The organism is Ligilactobacillus sp. LYQ139 (assembly GCF_045033025.1).
GTDB lineage: Bacteria > Bacillota > Bacilli > Lactobacillales > Lactobacillaceae > Ligilactobacillus.
Genome location: NZ_JBJFZW010000001.1, coordinates 183,370 through 203,544, shown reverse-complemented (window position 1 = coordinate 203,544; position 20,175 = coordinate 183,370). Strand labels below are relative to the sequence as shown.

21 protein-coding genes are annotated in these 20,175 nt (G+C 49.7%); all 21 read left to right on the top strand.

Annotated elements, in window-relative coordinates:
* Positions 1-12 precede the first annotated feature (12 nt).
* On the top strand, positions 13-1,437 hold the full coding sequence (gtfA, locus tag ACI3E1_RS00965; RefSeq protein ID WP_405023811.1) for a sucrose phosphorylase: 1,425 nt from the start codon (positions 13-15) through the stop codon (positions 1,435-1,437).
* 73 nt (positions 1,438-1,510) lie between these two features.
* A complete protein-coding gene (locus ACI3E1_RS00960; RefSeq protein ID WP_405023810.1) occupies positions 1,511-2,515 on the top strand; it encodes a D-2-hydroxyacid dehydrogenase in 1,005 nt (334 codons plus the stop codon).
* Positions 2,516-2,644: 129 nt separating this feature from the next.
* A complete protein-coding gene (locus ACI3E1_RS00955; RefSeq protein WP_405023809.1) occupies positions 2,645-3,667 on the top strand; it encodes a helix-turn-helix domain-containing protein in 1,023 nt (340 codons plus the stop codon).
* Positions 3,654-5,099, top strand: a complete 1,446-nt coding sequence (locus tag ACI3E1_RS00950) for a RecQ family ATP-dependent DNA helicase (protein WP_405023808.1) — start codon at positions 3,654-3,656, stop codon at positions 5,097-5,099. The genes ACI3E1_RS00955 and ACI3E1_RS00950 overlap by 14 nt, the downstream gene beginning before the upstream one ends.
* 60 nt (positions 5,100-5,159) lie before the next feature.
* Entirely contained in the window at positions 5,160-5,681 is a 522-nt protein-coding gene (locus ACI3E1_RS00945; RefSeq protein WP_405023807.1) for an SAG1386/EF1546 family surface-associated protein, read from the top strand.
* Between the two features lie 85 nt (positions 5,682-5,766).
* Positions 5,767-6,438 carry a (d)CMP kinase gene (gene cmk / locus ACI3E1_RS00940; RefSeq protein ID WP_405023806.1) on the top strand — a complete coding sequence of 224 codons (672 nt, stop codon included), beginning with the start codon at positions 5,767-5,769 and terminating at the stop codon, positions 6,436-6,438.
* Positions 6,439-6,521: 83 nt separating this feature from the next.
* Positions 6,522-7,739, top strand: a complete 1,218-nt coding sequence (rpsA, locus tag ACI3E1_RS00935) for a 30S ribosomal protein S1 (RefSeq protein WP_405023805.1) — start codon at positions 6,522-6,524, stop codon at positions 7,737-7,739.
* 93 nt (positions 7,740-7,832) lie between these two features.
* Positions 7,833-9,143 (top strand): ribosome biogenesis GTPase Der, encoded by a 1,311-nt coding sequence (gene der, locus ACI3E1_RS00930; RefSeq protein ID WP_405023804.1) that lies wholly within the window; start codon positions 7,833-7,835, stop codon positions 9,141-9,143.
* 143 nt (positions 9,144-9,286) lie between these two features.
* Positions 9,287-9,562, top strand: a complete 276-nt coding sequence (locus tag ACI3E1_RS00925; RefSeq protein WP_283581618.1) for an HU family DNA-binding protein — start codon at positions 9,287-9,289, stop codon at positions 9,560-9,562.
* 207 nt (positions 9,563-9,769) lie between these two features.
* A complete protein-coding gene (gene purE / locus ACI3E1_RS00920) occupies positions 9,770-10,258 on the top strand; it encodes a 5-(carboxyamino)imidazole ribonucleotide mutase (RefSeq protein ID WP_405023803.1) in 489 nt (162 codons plus the stop codon).
* Positions 10,251-11,381 (top strand): 5-(carboxyamino)imidazole ribonucleotide synthase, encoded by a 1,131-nt coding sequence (gene purK, locus ACI3E1_RS00915; RefSeq protein ID WP_405023802.1) that lies wholly within the window; start codon positions 10,251-10,253, stop codon positions 11,379-11,381. Before purE ends, purK begins: the two co-directional genes overlap by 8 nt.
* Positions 11,382-11,399: 18 nt before the next feature.
* Positions 11,400-12,701, top strand: coding sequence for an adenylosuccinate lyase (gene purB / locus ACI3E1_RS00910; RefSeq protein WP_405023801.1), 1,302 nt, complete (start codon positions 11,400-11,402; stop codon positions 12,699-12,701).
* Positions 12,702-12,932: 231 nt separating this feature from the next.
* Entirely contained in the window at positions 12,933-13,460 is a 528-nt protein-coding gene (gene rimP / locus ACI3E1_RS00905) for a ribosome maturation factor RimP (protein ID WP_405023800.1), read from the top strand.
* A gap of 22 nt (positions 13,461-13,482) precedes the next feature.
* Positions 13,483-14,652 (top strand): transcription termination factor NusA, encoded by a 1,170-nt coding sequence (gene nusA / locus ACI3E1_RS00900; protein ID WP_405023799.1) that lies wholly within the window; start codon positions 13,483-13,485, stop codon positions 14,650-14,652.
* Positions 14,653-14,654: 2 nt separating this feature from the next.
* Positions 14,655-14,954, top strand: coding sequence for an RNase P modulator RnpM (rnpM, locus tag ACI3E1_RS00895; RefSeq protein ID WP_405023798.1), 300 nt, complete (start codon positions 14,655-14,657; stop codon positions 14,952-14,954).
* Positions 14,944-15,261, top strand: coding sequence for a L7Ae/L30e/S12e/Gadd45 family ribosomal protein (locus ACI3E1_RS00890; protein ID WP_405023797.1), 318 nt, complete (start codon positions 14,944-14,946; stop codon positions 15,259-15,261). The genes rnpM and ACI3E1_RS00890 overlap by 11 nt, the downstream gene beginning before the upstream one ends.
* A gap of 87 nt (positions 15,262-15,348) precedes the next feature.
* Positions 15,349-17,679: a translation initiation factor IF-2 gene (gene infB, locus ACI3E1_RS00885; protein WP_405023796.1), complete on the top strand. Its 2,331-nt coding sequence runs from the start codon at positions 15,349-15,351 to the stop codon at positions 17,677-17,679.
* Between the two features lie 17 nt (positions 17,680-17,696).
* Complete coding sequence (gene rbfA / locus ACI3E1_RS00880; protein ID WP_405023795.1) at positions 17,697-18,053, top strand: 30S ribosome-binding factor RbfA; 357 nt, start codon at positions 17,697-17,699, stop codon at positions 18,051-18,053.
* An 18-nt stretch (positions 18,054-18,071) separates the two neighbouring features.
* Complete coding sequence (locus ACI3E1_RS00875) at positions 18,072-18,239, top strand: hypothetical protein (RefSeq protein WP_405023794.1); 168 nt, start codon at positions 18,072-18,074, stop codon at positions 18,237-18,239.
* Positions 18,240-18,252: 13 nt separating this feature from the next.
* The gene (truB, locus tag ACI3E1_RS00870) at positions 18,253-19,167 is read left to right on the top strand and encodes a tRNA pseudouridine(55) synthase TruB (protein WP_405023793.1); all 915 of its coding nucleotides are present in this window, start codon (positions 18,253-18,255) and stop codon (positions 19,165-19,167) included.
* 8 nt (positions 19,168-19,175) lie between these two features.
* Complete coding sequence (ribF, locus tag ACI3E1_RS00865; RefSeq protein WP_405023792.1) at positions 19,176-20,126, top strand: riboflavin biosynthesis protein RibF; 951 nt, start codon at positions 19,176-19,178, stop codon at positions 20,124-20,126.
* The last annotated feature ends 49 nt before the right edge of the window (positions 20,127-20,175 follow it).

Genomic DNA, 20,175 nt, shown 5'->3' with positions numbered 1-20,175 from the left:
AGAGTGATTACTATGAAATTTGAAAATAAAGCGATGTTAATTACTTACCCGAACCGAATGGGAGCCAACCTTGCTGATTTAACCCGGTTACTTACGGGGCCCCTTGCCAAAGCTTTTGGCGGCATTCATATTCTGCCATTTTACTATTCAAGCGGGGATGCGGGGTTCGCGCCGTACCGATATGAGGTTGATCCGCAGTTTGGAACGTGGGCGGACGTGGAACGGTTGGCGCAAAACCACTACTTAATGTTTGATTTCATGGTGAACCACCTTTCGCCTAAGTCGCCGGAGTTTCAGGATTTTGTGGCCCATCACCGGGAGTCTAAGTTTGCGGACTTGTTTTTGAGTTGGGATCAGTTTTGGCCAGCGGGCAGGCCAACTAAGGATGATGTTGACCAAATTTACAAGCGAAAGGATAAGGCGCCTTTTATGCCGGTACGGTTTGCGGATGGAACTACCGAAAAAATCTGGAATACGTTTGGCGACCAGCAAATGGATCTGGATGTTCGGACGGAAACGACGATGCGCTTTATTAAACAAAACCTAAAGCACCTTATCCAGCATGGTGCCAGCATCATCCGGCTTGATGCCTTTGCATACGCTGTTAAGAAGTTAGGAACCAGTGATTTCTTCGTTGAACCAGAGACGTGGCACCTGCTAGATCGGATTAAGGAAATGCTCACGGGAACGGACGTAACCCTGTTACCAGAAATCCACGAGAACTATACGTATAACGAGAAAATGCACGCCCATGGATACTTTAGCTATGACTTCGTTCTTCCAATTATTACCCTGCATGCCCTGTATTCCCACAAGGTAAAAACACTGGTTGACTGGTTTAACCAGGCGGATATGCACCAGTTTACGACTTTGGATACTCATGATGGTATTGGGGTGGTTGACGGGAAAGATATCCTAACTGATGATGAACTAGATTATACTGTTGACCAGTTGTATAAGGTTGGGGCGAACGTCAAACGGGCATATTCGAGTGCGAAGTACCATAACCTTGATATTTACCAGTTAAACACGACGTATTACTCAGCAACGGGAAATAACGATGCGGCGTACCTGTGTGCCCGAGCTCTTCAGATGTTTGCTCCGGGAATTCCGCAGGTATATTACGTGGGGTTGTTAGCCGGTAAGAACGATACGACTCTCGTTGAACAAACCCGGGAGGGCCGGGACATCAACCGTCACTTCTACACGCTTGATGAGGTACACGCGGAATTGCGGCGACCAGTGGTGCAGAAGGTGCTGCGGTTGTTAGAATTGCGGAACAGTTGCGCGGCATTTGATTTAGAAGGCACAATTACAGCGGTGGCGGTGGACGATCATACAATGCAGGTAACGCGCATGAATCAAGCTAAGACAGCCCGGGCGATTCTCACCGCGGATTTAGCTCAGATGCGCTACACCATCGAAGTGAAGCAATAGTTTTTAAAATAAGCGCTCAAACTTTGTTAAACAATGGTATAATACGGGTGATTAAATTAAGGAGGAGTTTCACATGAAGATTATTGCCTATGGTATTCGTGACGACGAAATCCCGTACGTTGACGAATGGAAGCAGGCACACAGTGACGTTGAGGTTAAGATTGTTCAGGAACTGTTAACGATGGACACCGTTGACCAGTGCAAGGGTTTTGATGGATTAGTTTCATACCAGCAGAAGCCGTACACGGCGGAACTGATTGATGCAATGGGGGCAAACGGCATTAAGTTCTGGTCACTGCGGAATGTGGGAATTGATAACATTGATTTTGACGCTGTTAAGCGGAACAACATCGTGCTGACAAACGTTCCGGGATACTCACCGGAAGCGATTGCTGAATTTTCAGTTACCCAGGCACTTCGGTTACTGCGGAACACTAAGCAGTACGAAGCGAAGATGCGTGACGGAAACTTTATGTGGGCACCAGAGATTGCCGGTGAGCTGAATGAAAAAACCATTGGGGTAGTTGCTACGGGTCGGATTGGCCGGTTTGCAATTCAGTACTTCCAGGGATTTGGCTGCAAGGTAATTGCTTACGATCTGTTCCACAACCCTGACATTGAAAAGCAGGGGTTATACGTTGATACGCTGGACGAATTATTCGCGCAAGCTGACGTTATTGACCTGCACGCCCCAGCTACCAAGGACAACTACCACATGATTAACGCCGATTCCATCGCTAAGATGAAGAATGGTGCTATTGTCATTAACACGGCCCGGGGTGAACTAGTTGATACTGAAGCACTACTGAAGGCCGTTCACGGTGGTAAACTAAGTGGGGCTGCGCTGGACACGTACGAAGACGAAGTTGGGAAGTTTAACAACGACTTCGGGAGTTTTGATGCTATTCCGGATGACGTGCTGAAAGGCATGGTTGAAGATGGCCGGATCCTTGTTTCACCACACATTGCCTTCTACACGACGACGGCTGTGCGGAACATGGTTCAGGTTGCTTTAAACAACAACAAGCAGCTAATTGAAAGTAACGGGGCAAAGGCTGACTTCATTGTTAAGTACTAAGCACCATTAGTTTAAAATAAATGAGAAGCTTCGACGAGGGTTGAGGCTTCTTTTTTTGCGCTTTTCACCCGGAAGGACCGGTGGTATGGTGGTACTAGCTATTATCATTAGTTGAACGGAGGTGCAGTAATGGCGTCAGCGTGGTTATTTTTCTTTAGTGCTACTCAGGGCAGGCGCCCGGCGGTGATTCGAAAATTGGTACGTAACCAGGCGACGAGTTCAACACTCTTTTGGGCAATGATTTACGGGCTGCTTGATTGGCAAAATACCATTCCGCACCTCGATGAGCAGCAGTTTACTGCGGCTTTACGGCGGGACCAGCACCAAGGGTTAGTGCGTGTCCAGGACGATGAATTGTTTTTGACTCCTAAAGGCAACCGTAAGCGCCAGGAAGTGGTTGCCCACCGCCTTGCTTTAACAACGCCTGAACTATTTCGGCAGGTCGCGGTGGCTGATTGGACCCAGATGGTACGTTTTTTAGTGCAGGTTGCTTCCGAGGCAAGTTACCATAACGTTAAGTACGTTGTGGCGACTGACCGGTTGCAGTTTAAGGTAACGCTGAAGCAGTGGTTGCGCGCTGGCCATTCGCTTGGAGAACTTCGGGATGTCCTCCAGTTATCCCTTGCTGCTGTTTTGAAGACATTTCCTACTAACCAGGCAGACTGTTATGCGCAGGGATTGGTTGGTCATGGGTACTACGGACACACGATTGCCCAGCGAGCGACGACACAGTTAACCGTTCAAGATGTTCAAGTGAATGATCAAAACGTTGCTCTTGCGCTATGGCAACGGTGGCAAAAGTGGCCGGCGGGAGCAGCGTTAATGACACCGTTTCGGCGGCCAGAACTAGCCCCATCACTAGTAACAACGGGGAGAATGATCACTTCCGGGATGTCTCTTGCAACGATTGCCCGGCGGCGGCATTTAAAAATGAGTACGGTGGCTGATCATGCGGTAATGCTTGCATTATACCAACCGGATTTTCCGGTAATGCAGCTATTAAGTGCGGCGCGAAGCGCTCAGTTAGATCAGCTAGCGCCAGCAGACTACGTTCATTGGGCTTACCGGGATGTGGTGGCAGCGGATGAAACCATTACTTTTCCGGAATTTCGGCTTTACCAGATTAGGAGGTGGCGGCGTGAACACGAGTGAAGTGGCGTTAACGGCGCAGTTAAACCAGCTGTTTGATTTTGATACGTTTCGACCGGGGCAATTAGCGGTGATTCAGGCGGTGTTACGGGGAAACGATACCCTCGCAGTTTTGCCAACCGGAACGGGGAAGTCGTTATGCTACCAGTTTATTGGGCGGATGATGGGGCGGCCGGTTATTATCGTTTCGCCGTTGTTATCATTGATGCAAGATCAGGTTGAACAGCTCCGTGCAACGGGTGAAAAACGGGTAGTGGCGCTAACCTCAACGCTTACCCGGCAGGAGCGGGTATTAGCCTTAAAAACCCTTGCGGCTAACCGGTTTATTTACCTTGCTCCGGAAATGGCGGTGCAGCCAACAATTATTCGCCGGCTTAAAGCGTTGCATCCGGTTCTCTTTGTGGTGGACGAAGCCCACTGTATTTCACAGTGGGGCCCTGACTTTCGACCGGATTACCGGCGGTTAGGGCAGGTGCGGCATGCATTGGGAGATCCAACTACCCTTGCACTAACAGCAACTGCTTCTCCCCGGGTGCAGCAGGATATTGTAAAAACATTGCACTTGAGTAATCCCAGCGTTCAGGTTCATTCCGTGGACCGGCCCAATATTTTTCTTGCAGTTGAGGCGGTTGAAAGCGAAAAAATTAAGGAGGAGCGGCTCGTTGACTTAGTTCGGGCTTTTCAGGGCCCAGGGTTGGTGTATTTTGCAAGTAAGCGGCGGGCAAATGAGGTTGCTTGCATGTTAGAACAGCAGGCGGGCATTCAGGCTGCTGCGTACCATGCGGACCGGACGAGCGCTGACCGGGCAGTTATTCAGCAGCAGTTTTTACACCACCAACTTGACGTTGTGTGTGCAACGAGTGCGTTTGGGATGGGAGTGAATAAGGAAGATATTCGGTACGTTATCCATTACCATCTTCCTGCCGACCTTGAGAGCTACGTGCAAGAAATTGGGCGGGCTGGTCGGGATGGGAAGCAAAGTTTGGCAGTTTTACTGTATCAAACGGGCGATGAAACCATTCAGCAGCGGTTGGGGACGGCGAACCTGTTGCCACCGGCTGAAGTGCAGTTTTTAGCTGAACATCAGCACGAGGAGCGTTTCTTTCGTGACGAACAAACAGAGCTAGTGCGGACGTTGTTGGGGGTTGGAATGCGGCCAGCAGCGATTACGACGTACTTTGACCACCGGCGGCAAGAGAAGCAGCGGGCTCTTCGGGCAATGATGGAATACGTCCAAACAACCGGTTGTCGCCACCAGTTTATTACGGACTATTTTGGGGAACAAACCAAAATTACGCACACGGACCGGTGTTGTGCACCGATGAATAGCCCGGTTACTCCAGAACAGCTGGGAATGGTCACCCGTCAAACTGTAACGGAACCTACCGTGCAATCGGGATACGCGGCAATTCTGCAACAGTTATTTAATCTTTAAGAAATCGGGTACTAATTCTATGGTAGAATAGCAGTTAGCAAAGCTGAGGAGGCATTGTTGATGGCGCAGAATGATCAACACCAGCACGAGAAAAAACCATGGGAAAGTAATTTTGAAGGAAACCGGGATGAAGCGGGTAATTACTCCCGAACGGCGAGTCGGCGAAATACGCGGAATAATACGATGATTACGACGTCACTGTTAGTAATTTTTGTGGTGATTATTGTTGGAACCATTGCCCTGTATTTTGTTTCACAGCATTCGGCAGCAGCTCAGAAGCAAGCGCCACGGGTGGCGGTAAGCTCTCGGGTTCATGGTGATAAAAAAACGGCGAGCAAACCTAAAAGCATAAAGTATCACCATAAAACAACCCAGGAAAGTGCACAATCAGTTGTGGCTAGTTCCCAACAGCAACCCCAGAACAGCGCGCAGCAGAGTGGCGGTGAGTACGCTACCGTTCAAGCAGGCCAGGGGATGTACCGGGTGGCGGTCAATCATGGTTTAACGGTTGCTCAGTTAAAGCAGCTTAACCCTGGTTTAACGACGCTAAGCCCAGGGCAACAGGTTCGGGTCCGGGAATAACCGGAAAGCTAAAGGTAAATTAATGATGGATTAAGGCTGGGGTGTCCGGAACACCGCAACCTTTTATTATTGAACGGAGGAAACAATGAAAAAGATACAAATTGCAATTGATGGACCAGCATCGGCCGGAAAGAGTACGGTCGCGAAGATTATTGCCCGTAAGTTAGGGTACGTATACTGTGATACGGGAGCAATGTACCGGGCAACGACCTATGCGGCCCAACAAGCGGGGATTGCATTTGATGATGACGCTGCGCTGAAGGCGATGCTTCCTACAATGAAACTGAAGTTTATTCCCGGAGAACCAGAGCAGCGAGTGATTGTTAACGGTACGGACGTTACGCGGACGATTCGTCTTCCGAAGATTACCAATAATGTATCAGTGGTTGCGGCCCAACCAAGTGTGCGGGCTGATCTTACCCAACGACAGCAAGAAATTGCCGCGGATGGTGGTATTGTGATGGATGGTCGCGATATTGGAACGACGGTTCTCCCGCACGCGGCAGTAAAGATTTTCCTTGAAGCTAGTGTTCATGAACGGGCACTCCGGCGGTTTAAGGAAAACCAGGAGAAGGGAATTAAAACGCCGCTTGCCGTGCTTGAACAAGAGATTGCGGCCCGGGATAAGAAAGACTCAACGCGGAAGATTTCGCCATTAACCAAGGCTTCGGATGCGATAACTGTAGATACAACCGCCATGGGGATTAATCAGGTTGTTGAGCGGATCTTGGAAATCGTTCGGAAAGCGACTGCTTAATAAATTTGTAAATTATGTTTGAAGTGTGACGCGAAATAAGATAAGATATAGTCTAGAGTTAGTCGTTAAGGAGGACACAGTCCATGAGTGAGACAGAAGCAAACAAGGATTTGTTAGAAGCTTTGAATAGCGTACATGAAGTTAAGGTTGGTGAAGTTGTTAAGGGGGAAGTTCTTGCCTTTGACGATTCAAACCAAGCGATTGTCGGGATCGAAAATACCGGCGTTGAGGGCGTTGTTCCTGCTAAGGAGTTCAACCTTAAGCCGGACGAGATTCAGGATAAGGTCAAGGTAGGGGATGTTTACGACCTCGTCGTTATCTCCAAGATCGGTTCTGACAAAGAAGGCGGCAGCTATCTGCTGTCACAGCGGCGTCTCGAAGCCCGGAAGGTGTGGGACGAAATTGAAAAGAAATTCGAAGCTGGCGAAATCATCAAGGCTCCTGTTACACAGGTTGTTAAGGGTGGTTTAGTTGTTGATGCTGGCGTTCGTGGTTTCATTCCTGCATCAATGGTTTCAGACCACTATGTTGCTGACCTTAACCAGTTTAAGGGTCAGGAACTTGAACTGAAGATTATCGAAATTGAACCGAGCGAAAACCGGCTAATCCTTTCTCATAAGGAAATCGCTCATGAACAGCGGGAAGCACAGAAGAAGGAAACGCTTAGCAAGTTGGTTGCTGGCGACATCGTTGAAGGGAAAGTTGCCCGGTTAACCAATTTTGGCGCCTTCATTGACCTTGGTGGGGTTGATGGGTTGGTTCACGTTTCAGAGATTGCCTTTGAACGGGTTGACAAGCCATCAGATGTGCTGAAGGTTGGCCAGGATGTTAAGGTTAAGGTCCTTTCTGTTGATCCTGAAAAGGAACGGGTTTCACTGTCAATCAAGCAGACGCTCCCGCAGCCATGGGATGATATTGACCAGAAGGTTGCTGAAGGGGACGTTCTTGACGGGACCGTTAAGCGCTTGACAAGTTTTGGGGCCTTCGTTGAAGTCTTTCCTGGGGTTGAAGGGTTAGTTCATATCTCCCAGATTTCTCATAAGCACATCGCGACGCCGAATGAAGTGCTAACTTCTGGTGAGAAGGTTAAGGTTAAGGTTCTCAGTGTCAACGCTGCAGATCACCGGTTAGCCCTGTCAATCAAGGCGCTTCAGGAAAAGCCTGCTTCTGAGGAAGATAACAGTAGCAATAACCGGGGAAGCCGTCGGGCATACCGGGACGAGCGCGTTGATCTTCCGGAAGAAAGTACGGGCTTTACACTTGGTGACTTAATCGGTGATGAGTTAAAGAAGAACAACTAAGCGTATTCAAGCGTAAATTTAGGCTGGTTCAGGAGCGGCTCGCTGTTGAACCAGTTTTTTTATTGCACCTTATATAGTGAAGGAGGGATTATGATGGCAAACCCTACGCTAGCGATTGTTGGCCGGCCGAATGTCGGGAAGTCGACGATTTTTAACCGAATTGCTGGGGAACGAATTGCAATTGTGGAGGATACTCCCGGAGTTACCAGGGATCGAATTTATGCTCACGGTGAATGGTTAGGACGAAAATTTAATATTATTGACACTGGTGGGATTGATATTGGCGACGAGCCATTTTTAACCCAGATTACCGAACAAGCCAAAATTGCGATTGATGAGGCGGACGTAATTGTTTTCGTGACGAGTATCAAGGAAGGGGTAACTGACGCTGATGAACGCGTTGCGAAGATTCTTTATCAGGCTGATAAACCGGTTCTTTTAGCCGTTAATAAGGTTGATAATCCGGAACTCCGAAACGAGATTTATGATTTCTACTCACTAGGCTTTGGGGACCCCGTTCCAGTTGCCGGAACCCACGGGATTGGAATTGGGGACTTACTGGATAAGGTCTGTCAGGCCTTTCCTGATGACCAAAAGCAGGTTGACGACCAGTCAATTAAGTTTAGCCTGATTGGCCGGCCGAATGTTGGTAAATCATCCCTGGTAAACGCAATTCTTGGGGAGAACCGGGTGATTGTCTCAAGCGTTGAAGGGACAACGCGGGATGCGATTGATACGAAGTTTGTTGCGCCCGCTGGAACCGAGTATACGATGATTGATACGGCCGGAATCCGGAAGAAGGGGAAAGTATACGAAAACACTGAAAAGTATTCCGTGCTCCGGGCAATGCAGGCGATTGATCGGTCTGATGTGGTCTTGGTTGTCCTGGATGCTGAAACCGGAATTCGTGAACAGGATAAGCACGTGGCTGGCTACGCGCATGAGGCTGGGCGCGGGATTATCATTGTGGTGAATAAATGGGATACCGTTGAAAAGAACGGTTATACCATGCATCAGTTTGAGCAAACGATCCGTGAAGAGTTTCAGTATCTAAGTTACGCGCCAATTGTGTTTGTTTCCGCCAAGACCCATCAGCGGTTAAATCGGCTCCCTGCCTTAATTAAGCAGGTGGATCAAAACCACTCCCGGCGGATTCAATCGGCCGTTCTCAACGACGTTTTAATGGACGCAATTGCGCATAATCCCACCCCGACAGAGAACGGGCGGCGGTTGCGGGTGTACTATGCAACGCAGGTTGCGGTCAAACCGCCTACATTTGTGATTTTTGTAAATGATCCCGAGTTGATGCACTTCTCGTATGAACGGTATCTTGAAAATCAAATTCGTGAAGCATTTGACTTTACCGGAACCCCGTTACACCTAATTGAACGAAAAAGAAAGTAAAAATCGTTAAGAGACCACGGTAAAAGGTTGTCACATTAAGGTTTGTATGCTATCTTTATACCCGAACAGTGGTTTTGTAATTGCTAGTTCAGATCCCAGCATGGGGTTAGCACGGGACAATGGTTCCATGGGAGGTGAAACACATGGCAAACAAGGCACAGTTAATCGAAAGCGTTGCTGAAAAGACGGGCCTCACGAAGAAGGATGCAACTGTTGCTGTTGATTCAGTATTCAGCTCAATCCAGGACTTCCTGAAGAACGGCGAAAAGGTTCAGTTAATCGGTTTTGGGAACTTTGAAGTACGGCAACGGGCCGCACGGAAGGGACGGAACCCGCAGACCGGTGCTGAAATCCAGATTCCTGCAAGCAAGGTTCCGGCATTCAAGCCAGGAAAGGCGCTTAAGGACGCTGTTAAGTAGTTCAGCCCTTAAAAACATATGACCTCTATCCGGTGGGATAGGGGTCTTTTTGTATTCTTTGAGCTAATACGGAGAATTCGCGAAGATTGTTCGCAATAGTACGAACTAAACGTAAATAATATCCCGATTTTTGTAAATAATGTTCGACTTTTGATTGACTTTGCCGGGACTGATTGCTATTCTTATGATGAATAAGGAGGGATTACCATGAGCGCAGAGATTAGTATTGTCATGGGGAGTTCGTCAGATTGGCCGACAATGAAGGCGGCTGCTACGATTTTAGATGAATTTGGGGTGGCGTATACCAAACATGTGATTTCCGCCCACCGGATGCCGCAAGAAATGTTTGCCTTTGCGCAGGATGCGGCTGGTAACGGGTTAAAGGTAATTATTGCAGGAGCGGGTGGCGCAGCCCACTTACCGGGAATGCTGGCGGCAAATACCGTATTGCCGGTGATTGGGGTTCCGGTTCAAACCCATGCACTAAGCGGGATGGATTCTCTTCTTTCGATTGTTCAGATGCCTGCGGGGGTGCCAGTGGCTACCACTGCAATTGGAACGGCGGGAGCGAAGAATGCGGCGTTACTTGCGTTGGAAATTCTTGGAGCAACGGATGCCGCTCTTTCCCAAAAACTCCAGGATTATCGCCGGCAGATGCATGATATGGCGGTAGGAAGCGAGGCGCACCTTGACTAAGATTTTTCCCGGACAAACGATTGGGATTATTGGGGGCGGCCAATTGGGACAAATGCTGACGTTTGCGGCTAAGCAGGCGGGATTTCGGGTGGTCATTTTGGACCCAACCCCTGCCTGTCCGGCGGCCCAAGGAGCTGACGAGCAGATTGTTGCCCCCTACGATGACCAAGCGGCCATTGAGCGTCTGGCAACTACGGCAGATGTTCTCACGTATGAGTTTGAAAACGTTGATTTGACTGCCCTTGAGGCGGTGAGTGACCGGGTAAGTATCCCTCAGGGAACCGAATTGCTTCGAATCACAAAGGACCGGGTTCGGGAGAAAACCTTCCTGCGGGATAGCGGGTTACGGACGGCTGCTTTTGCTCCGGTTAATTCAGAAAGTGAGTTGCAGCAAGCGGTGGCAACGATTGGGCTTCCGGCTATTCTAAAGACCTGTGAGGGAGGCTACGATGGTAAAGGACAGGTAACGTTGCGGGCAGCCGCCGACCTGGAACTACCGGTTGTGCGTGAAATTCTCGCAACGGGTCAGTGTATTTTAGAACAAATGGTTGCCTTCACCTGTGAGTGTTCGGTGATGGTTGGACGCAGCGTTTCGGGGGAAGTTACTGTTTTTCCGGTAAGTGAAAACATTCACCGAAATCATATTTTACACGAAAGCATCGTTCCCGCCCGGATTAGTCCGGAACTACGTGATGAGGCCACGCGCGTTGCCCGGACGATTGCCGCAAAGTTGGATTTGTGCGGGATCTTAGGGGTTGAGATGTTTATGGGAAAGGACGGTCATGTTTACGTTAACGAGTTAGCGCCGCGGCCGCATAATTCGGGTCACTATTCCATTGAAGCGTGTGATTTTTCACAGTTTGCCGTGCATAACCGGGCGATTTGTGACTGGCCGATGCCAACGGTCCACCTGCTTCACCCGGTAGTGATGGTTAACGTGTTAGGCCAGCACGTTAATGGCGTACGGCGCTTAATTGCGCTGAAACCGCAGTGGCATTTCCATGATTACGGAAAGGCTCAAGTGCGGCGGAATCGGAAGATGGGGCATTTAACAATACTAACGGATGATGTTGATGCGACGTTGGCGGAGATTGACGCGACGGGCGTATGGCAAGAAGAATAATAGAAAAGGAGAATAAAGATGATTGATCGCTACACCCGCCCGGAAATGGGGCGGTTATGGACGGATGAGAAGAAGTATGAGTGCTGGTTGGCCGTTGAATTAGCGGCGGATGAAGCCTGGGCTAAGTTGGGGAAAATTCCGGCTACCGACGTTGAAAAATTGAAAAAGAACGCTAAGTTTGATGTGCAGCGAATTCAGGAAATTGAAGCCGTTACTAAACATGATGTTATTGCGTTTACCCGGTGTGTTTCGGAATCTTTGGGACCTGAAAAGAAATGGGTTCATTACGGGCTGACAAGTACGGACGTGGTTGATACCGCTCAGGGTTATCAGCTAAAACAGGTTAATGATTTATTGCGGGCAGATCTGCGGGAATTCCGTGCCGTTGTTGCCCGGAAGGCGAAGAAGTACAAGCATACGGTGATGATGGGCCGGACGCACGGAGTGCACGCAGAGCCAACAACGTTTGGGCTGAAGTTGGCTCGCTGGTATGCGGAAATTAACCGTGATATTGAGCGCTTTGAGCATGCTGCTGCCGGGGTTGAGGCCGGCAAGATTAGCGGGGCCGTCGGAACGTTTGCTAACATTGATCCGCGGGTTGAACAGTACGTTTGTGAGAAGCTCGGAATTCGGGCCCAGGACGTTTCTAGTCAGGTGCTTCCCCGGGATTTGCATGCGGAGTACCTTGCGGCCATGGCCCTGATTGCTACCAGTTTGGAAAACTTTGCTACTGAGATTCGGAGCCTCCAGCGGACCGAAATTCACGAAGTGGAAGAGCATTTTGCGAAGGGACAAAAAGGGTCATCGGCAATGCCACATAAGCGAAACCCAATTGGTTCAGAAAATATTTGCGGGTGTGCCCGTGTCATCCGGGGCCATATGGTAACGGCTTTTGAGAACGTTGCGCTATGGCACGAACGGGATATTTCCCATTCTTCCGCTGAGCGGATGATTTTACCGGATACGACCGCACTATTAGACTACATGTTACACCGATTCGGTAAACTTCTGGATAATTTAGATGTTTTCCCGGAGCGGATGAAGGCTAACATGGACCAGACGCTGGGGTTAATTTACAGTGGCCGCGTGCTCAATAAGTTGGTTGAAAAAGGGATGAGCCGGGAAGAAGCATACGATACGATTCAGCCGAAGACAGCGAAAGCGTGGGCTGAAAAGGTGCCGTTCCGGCCGTTACTGGAGGCGGATCCAGCGATCACGGCCCGGTTGTCGACCGCAGAACTGGATGATGCGTTCGATTACCATTGGCATCTTCGGCACGTGGACGAAATTTTTACCCGTGTTGGGTTAGCCGAAGAGTAAGGTCTTTGGAAATGATGGCGCAAATAATCACCCCGGTTGATTTTTAGACCATTTTGAAGGGATAAAGAGGTTAGGATGAGACCTAACCTCTTTTATTTTTAAAAATAAGTAACTAAGGTTAAGTGCAACACCAGTCGGCGATTTATTAGCATTGTTTTGTTATGGTTGCCACAAAATAGAATTTATGATACACTAATTTTGTCTTTAGAACTCGTAGCAGAGTGAGCAGCAATGCTCACTCTTTTTAATGCGACGGGTGATTTCAGGCAAAGGAGGGCCATTGTGAGCAAGAATGTTGTTGAAACGGTCACAGAACTGGTAACCCCTATTCTAGATGCCCACCACTTCGAACTCGTTGACGTTGAGTTCGTTAAGGAGGGAAAGGGATGGTACCTTCGGGTATTTATTGATAAGCCGGGAGGAATTAATATTGAGGAATGTGCTTTAGTCAGTGATCAGTTAAGCGAACAGTTAGACGAGTGTGATCCTGACTTGATTCCGCAGGCATATTACCTGGAAGTTTCATCTCCCGGGGCTGAGCGCCCGTTGAAGAAAGAACGGGACTACGAACGGGCAATTGGTGAGTATGTCCACGTATCACTGTACCAGCAGTTTAACGGGAAAAAGGTTTACGAGGGGACGTTAATGGCGGTAGCATCAACGGAATTAACCATAGAATATGCTGATAAGGCGCGCACTAAGACAATCGTCATTCCGCGAACCCAGGTTGCTCAAGCCCGCCTAGCAATTAAGTTTTGATACCGAGAAAAGAGGAATAGCAGTGAGTAAAGAACTACTAGATGCGCTCGATGTTCTTGAAAAGAAAAAGGGCGTTAAGCGCGAAATCGTAATCGACGCCTTAGAAGCAGCGTTAAGTTCAGCATACAAGCGGAACTACGGACAGGCTCAGAACGTGGCGGTCGACTTTGATGAGAAGAAGGGAAACGTTCACGTTTACGCCGTGAAAACGGTCGTTGACGAGGTAGCTGATCCCCAACTAGAGGTGAGCCTAAAGGATGCCTTAGATATCAATAAGGCATACGAGCTGGGAGACACGATTAAGTTTGAGGTGACCCCGGGTAACTTCGGGCGAATTGCCGCTCAGACTGCCAAGCAGGTTATCCTTCAGCGTGTGCGGGAAGCTGAACGGGAAAAGATTTATGATGAATACATTCAGTACGAGCATGAAATCGTAACGGGTGAGGTTGAACGGCAGGATTACCGGTTCATTTACGTTAACCTTGGTGACGTTGAGGCGGTAATGTCCCGGCGCGACCAAATTCCTGGCGAACAATACAACTCCCACGATAAAATCAAGGTGTACATCTACAAGGTTGATAACGCCACACGGGGGCCGCAGGTGTTTGTTAGTCGGGCTCATCCTGATTTATTAAAACGGTTGTTTGAACAGGAAGTACCAGAGATTTTTGATGGTACGGTTGAAATTAAGGCTGTTTCCCGTGAAGCGGGTGATCGGGCTAAGGTAGCTGTTTGGTCAAATGACCCGAACATTGATCCCGTTGGAACGTGTGTCGGACCCCGGGGTCAGCGGGTTCAGGGAATTGTCAACGAACTCCACGGGGAAAACATGGATATTGTTCAGTGGAGTGAGGATCCGGCGGAATTCATTGCTAACGCCCTTAATCCAGCAGATGTCTTGGAAGTGCGGTTTGATCCGGAAAATGAGCGGGCATGTACGGTAGTGGTTCCAGAAGATGAGTTATCCCTTGCAATTGGGAAGCGTGGGCAAAACGTCCGGCTGGCAGCCCAGTTAACGGGGTATAAGATCGACATTAAGTCCGAAGAGGAAATGGCAGCACTTGATGCTCAGGCGGCTTTAGCGCCGGAAGAACCCCTTGATGAAGCGGAAGCTACGGATAATGCGGCAGAAGAAGCGGCCGTTGAAGAAGATTCGGACATCGTTACTGACGGTGATAAACAGGAGGACTAGCAATGGGACAACGGAAAGTGCCGATGCGTAAGGACATTGTAACCGGAACAATGTGGCCGAAGAAGGAACTTGTCCGGGTGGTCCGTAATAAGGAAGGCGAGGTTAGTATTGATCCGACCGGTAAGAAGAACGGGCGGGGAGCGTACATTGCGTTAGATGTTGACGTTGCGAAGAAGGCGCAGGCCGAACGGACGTTTGACCGGGCGTTTGGGGTAAAGATTGCCCCGGAGTTTTATGATGAACTGGTTGCGTACGTTGATCACCAGGTTGCCCGGAGGGAACTGTTCGGCGATGCCAAGTAACCAGATTAGTGGCCTTTTGGGGTTAACCCGGCGTGCCCGTAAGTTAACGACGGGGACAAATCAGGTGCTAACCCGCGTTCGAGCACACACAACGTTTTTGGTTGTGCTCGCAAGTGATTGCGGAAACCGAACGAAGAAGACGGTGACGGATAAATGTCGTAGTTTTGGAATCCCACTTGTTACCCCGTTGACCAAAGCAGAACTTAGCGGGGCAATTGGACAGCAACGGAGCGTAGTTGCCGTTAACGATGCGGGATTTGCAAAGAAGATTACGGTACTTGCCCGGCAGGCTACAAACCAGAATTAAGACTACTCCTATAATCACAGGGAATAACCGCAGTGGGTAAATTTGACTATCCACACCTGAAAGCGGGATGAAAGGGAGAGTGAAGTTATGAGTAAGAAACGGATTTACGAACTAGCGAAGGAACTCAACGTTGCAAGTAAGGAAGTCCTTCAAGCAGCTAAGAGTCAAGGAATCAAGGTGGGTAATCACATGTCAGCTGTTACCCCGGACGAGGAACAGCGCATTCGGACGGCCATGAAACCGGCCACTAAGAAGAAGGCGGTAAAACCGGCTGTCAAGAAGCGTTCTGCTGCAAAGAAGGTAACTAAAAAACCTGCTAACTCGAAGATCAAAACGGCCAAGAAAAAGTCAAGTACAAAGCCCAGTAACCAAAACGGTAAAGCGACTCCCCAAACCGCCCAAAAAAAGCGGCCGCAGGCAACTACAAGTCCCCGGAAGGACCGGCAACAGGGCGAAGAGGAGAGCAGTTATGGCCGCTCAAACCGTGACCGGCAAAACGACCGGAAGTTTAAGCAAAATGGTAAGCGAACGGGGAATAATAACCGCCGCTTTGGTAATAACCAGAACCGTTTTAGCAAGAAGAACCGGAAGAACAAAAAGTTCCGAAAGCAACAAAAGAAGCAACCGGCAACCCCGCGGAAGAATAAGCCGTTACCGGATACGCTCGTTTATACGGTCGGAATGAACGTAGCGGATATTGCTAAGAAGATCCACCGGGAACCAGCTGAAATCATTAAGAAGTTGTTCATGCTTGGCGTGATGGTTAACCAAAACCAGTCACTGGATAAGGACACGATTGAAATCCTGGCCGACGAGTACGGGATTAAGGCTGAGGAAAAGGTGGAGGTTGATGTTTCTGATATCGATAAGTTCTTTGAAGAAGAACAGAAGAACACGGACCACCTTGAAAGCCGGCCGCCCGTTGTAACGATTATGGGGCACGTTGACCACGGGAAGACAACGTTGTTGGATAAGTTACGTCACTCGAATATTACTGCCGGAGAAGCCGGAGGAATCACGCAGCATATCGGGGCTTATCAGATCAAGCGGAACGGCAAGACGATTACCTTCCTTGATACGCCGGGACACGCTGCTTTCACGAACATGCGGGCGCGCGGAGCAGATGTGACGGACATTACCGTGTTGGTTGTGGCTGCGGATGATGGAGTTATGCCGCAAACAATCGAGGCCATTAACCACTCTAAGGCTGCTGGGGTGCCGATTATTGTTGCGGTTAACAAGATTGATAAACCAGGTGCCAACCCGGACCACGTTATGGAACAGTTGACGGAGTATGAGTTGATTCCAGAAGACTGGGGCGGCGACACAATCTTCGTTAACATTTCGGCGAAGTTTGGCAAGAACATTGATGATCTGTTGGACATGATTTTACTTGAGTCCGAAATGCTTGAGTTAAAGGCCAACCCGGACCAGCACGGGGCGGGGTCTGTCATTGAAGCGCGGTTGGATAAGGGCCGTGGCTCAGTGGCCACTCTTCTGGTTCAACAAGGAACCTTGCACGTTGGCGATCCGATTGTTGTTGGAAACACTTACGGACGGATTCGGACAATGACGGACGCATACGGTAAGCGGGTAAAGAAGGCAACCCCAGCTATGCCGGTTGAGATTACCGGGTTAAACGATGTGCCGGAATCCGGCGACCGCTTTATCACGTTTGATGATGAAAAGACGGCGCGGGCTGCCGGTGAGGAGCGGGCTAAGCGTGCTCTGATGAAGGAGCGGAGCCAAGTTAACCACGTCACGCTTGATAACTTGTTTGATACGATGAAGGAAAACGACATGAAGAAGGTCGACCTGATTATCAAGGCCGATGTTCAAGGATCGGTTGAAGCCCTTGCTCAGAGTTTCCAAAAAATTGATGTGGACGGCGTGCGGGTTAACATTATTCATCAGGCCGTTGGGGCTATCAACGAAAGTGACGTGACACTAGCGGAAGCATCCAACGCAATTATTATTGGGTTTAATGTTCGGCCAACGCCCCTTGCAAAGGCCCAAGCGGAAAGCAGTAGCGTCGATATTCGGTTGCATAACGTCATCTACAAAGCCATTGATGAAGTTGAAACCGCGATGAAGGGAATGCTAGAACCGGTCTACAAGGAAAAGGTAACCGGCCAGGTTGAGGTGCGCAAGACCATCAAGGTTTCCAAACTGGGAACAATTGCGGGTTCTTACGTTACGGACGGTGTTATCAAGCGGAACAGCGGTGTTCGGTTGATTCGGAACGGCATCGTAATTTACGACGGCAAGTTATCCAGCCTCAAGCGGTTTAAGGACGACGTGAAGGAAGTTAAGGCCGGCTACGAGTGCGGGTTGATGATTGAAAACTACAATGATATTAAGGTTGGCGACCAGATTGAGGCCTACGTTATGGAAGAAATTCCGGTTGACCAGCGTTAGAAAACGGTGGTGAGAAAATGGTACAACAGTTTCGCGTTGGACGGCTTTCCCAGGAGATTCAGCGGGAAGTCACTGATATTTTGCAAAAGAAGGTGCGTGATCCTCGTGTTCAAGGAGTGACGGTCACGGGCGTTGATGTGACGGGTGACCTACAACATGCAACTGTCTATTACAGCATTCTGGATGATAAGGCGTCGACCGCCGCGAAGGTTCAAGCTGGCTTAGATAAGGCTACCGGGTTGGTTCGCGGTGAGCTTGGGCACCGGTTGAGCATTTATGTGACGCCGGAGTTGAAGTTCGCGCAGGATGATTCGGTTCGTTACGGTAATCGGATCGATCAGCTGTTGACTCAGCTTCATCAACAGGATAAGTAATCATAGGAGGCCCAAACGATGAAAATGAGCAGCGGGGAAGTAAGAAATCGTCCGGAACAGTTAGTAGCGGTTCAGCGAAGACAAACCCCTGCTTACTTTAGCGCCCAGTTTGTTCGTTTCGGGGCCGGTGATGTAAAGAAAAACAAAGAGGCTGAGACGGAAGTCCCAACCTCTTTTTGTGATTAATGAGGTGTGTTTTATGAACGGAATCTTACCCCTTTATAAGGAGCGGGGAATGACCAGCAACGACTGCGTAATGCGGTGTCGGCGTTTGTTTCATACGCGTAAAGTTGGGCACAGTGGAACGCTTGATCCGGCGGTGGCGGGGGTTTTACCCATTTGCATTGGCCACGCAACTAAGGTTGTTAACTACCTGATGGCTTCCGGCAAGGTGTATCAGGGGGAGTTGATTTTGGGGAAGGCGACGGAAACCGAGGACTTAGAGGGAAGTGTGATTGCCCAAAAACCGATTACAACGCCCTTTACCCCAGAAGAGCTTGATCATTCCATGGCGCAATTTTGTGGGACCATCACCCAGATTCCGCCGATGTATTCGGCGGTAAAGGTTAACGGGAAACGGCTGTATGAATATGCACGGGCGGGGGAAAAAGTTGACCGCCCAGCCCGGCAAATTTACGTGGACTACTTTAAGCAGTTACGGTCAACGACCTACGATGCTGCTGCGCAAGAACAGCACGTTTTCTTTGAGGTTGCGTGCGGGAAGGGGACCTACGTTCGAACATTGGCGGTTGACCTTGGGCGAGCGTTGGGAGTTCCCGCGGTGATGGCCCGGTTAACCCGGATTAAGAGCGGTGGCTTCACCAGCGAGGAGACGGTGACGCTCGCTCAGTTGGAGGAAATGGATGCGCAGCAACGCCAAGATACGCTAGTTTCTGTGGATCACGCTCTGCGTACCCTTCCGCACCACCAGTTAACCACCAGCGAGTGGCGGCGGGTGCAAAATGGCGGTTTTCTTCCGGAAAGCCAGGTAACCACAGGGCAACCGGTTCCCCACGTTGTTTTACAAACCGGGCTGCGCGTCCGGGCGGTCTACTGTTATAATGAAAAGCAGCACCGGTACCAGCCGGAGCGGATGATTGATTTAAGTGAGTAGGTGATGGAATGGAGACGGTGGAGATTACGAGTGTGACGGACGTCACCCGGACTGCCGGTGCGCCGGTAGTGCTTGCACTCGGTTTCTTTGATGGTGTTCATCGGGGCCACCAGCGGGTGATTGAAGCGGCTAAGAAGGAAGCTACCCGGCGGCATGTTCGGTTAGGCGTGGTGACGTTTGATCGGTATCCGAAATTAACGTTTCAGGGTATGCGGTGGCACCCCTTCCGGTACCTGACATCACCTGCGCAAAAAGCTGCCCACTTTGCCGCCTTGGGGGCTGACGTAGAGTACATTCTTACGTTTGATGAAACCCTCGCGGAGATGGCTCCGCAGGATTTTGTCGACCGTTACATTGTGGGGCTGAATGCAGTGGCAGTGGTTGCCGGGGAGGATTATACGTTTGGAAATCCTCGCGTGGCTAATATGCGTACCCTTCCACAGTACGCGCAGGGCCGGTTTGATGTTTTACCAGTATCCCATCTCCTTCAGGATAACGACAAAATTAGCTCCACCCGGATTCGAAAAGCAATTGATGGTGGGAATGTGCAGTTGGCAAACCGGTTATTGGGGTATCCGTACGAAACGAACGGGTACGTTGTTCACGGGTTTGCCCGGGGGCGACGTCTGGGCTTTCCAACGTTAAACATCGCGGATGGGAACAACTTGCGCCTTCCAGCGATTGGGGTGTATGCCGTGCGGGTGAATGTGCAGGGAACCTGGTATAACGGGATGGCTTCGTTGGGACGAAACGAAACGTTTGGTGACCATAATGACGTGGTTCTTGAGATTAATCTGTTCGACTTTGACCAGATGGTTTACGGTCAGTTCGTGAGGGTGCAGTGGTTTGACTTTATTCGGAGGCAGCGGAAGTTTGCGTCTGCTGGTGAGCTGGTTACTCAGCTAAAGCAGGACCGGCAAACGATTCAAACGTGGTTTGCCCAGCAGAAGAAAAATTAAGCCAGAATATTGACGAATGCCAATCAATTTTGTATATTATAGGTGACTT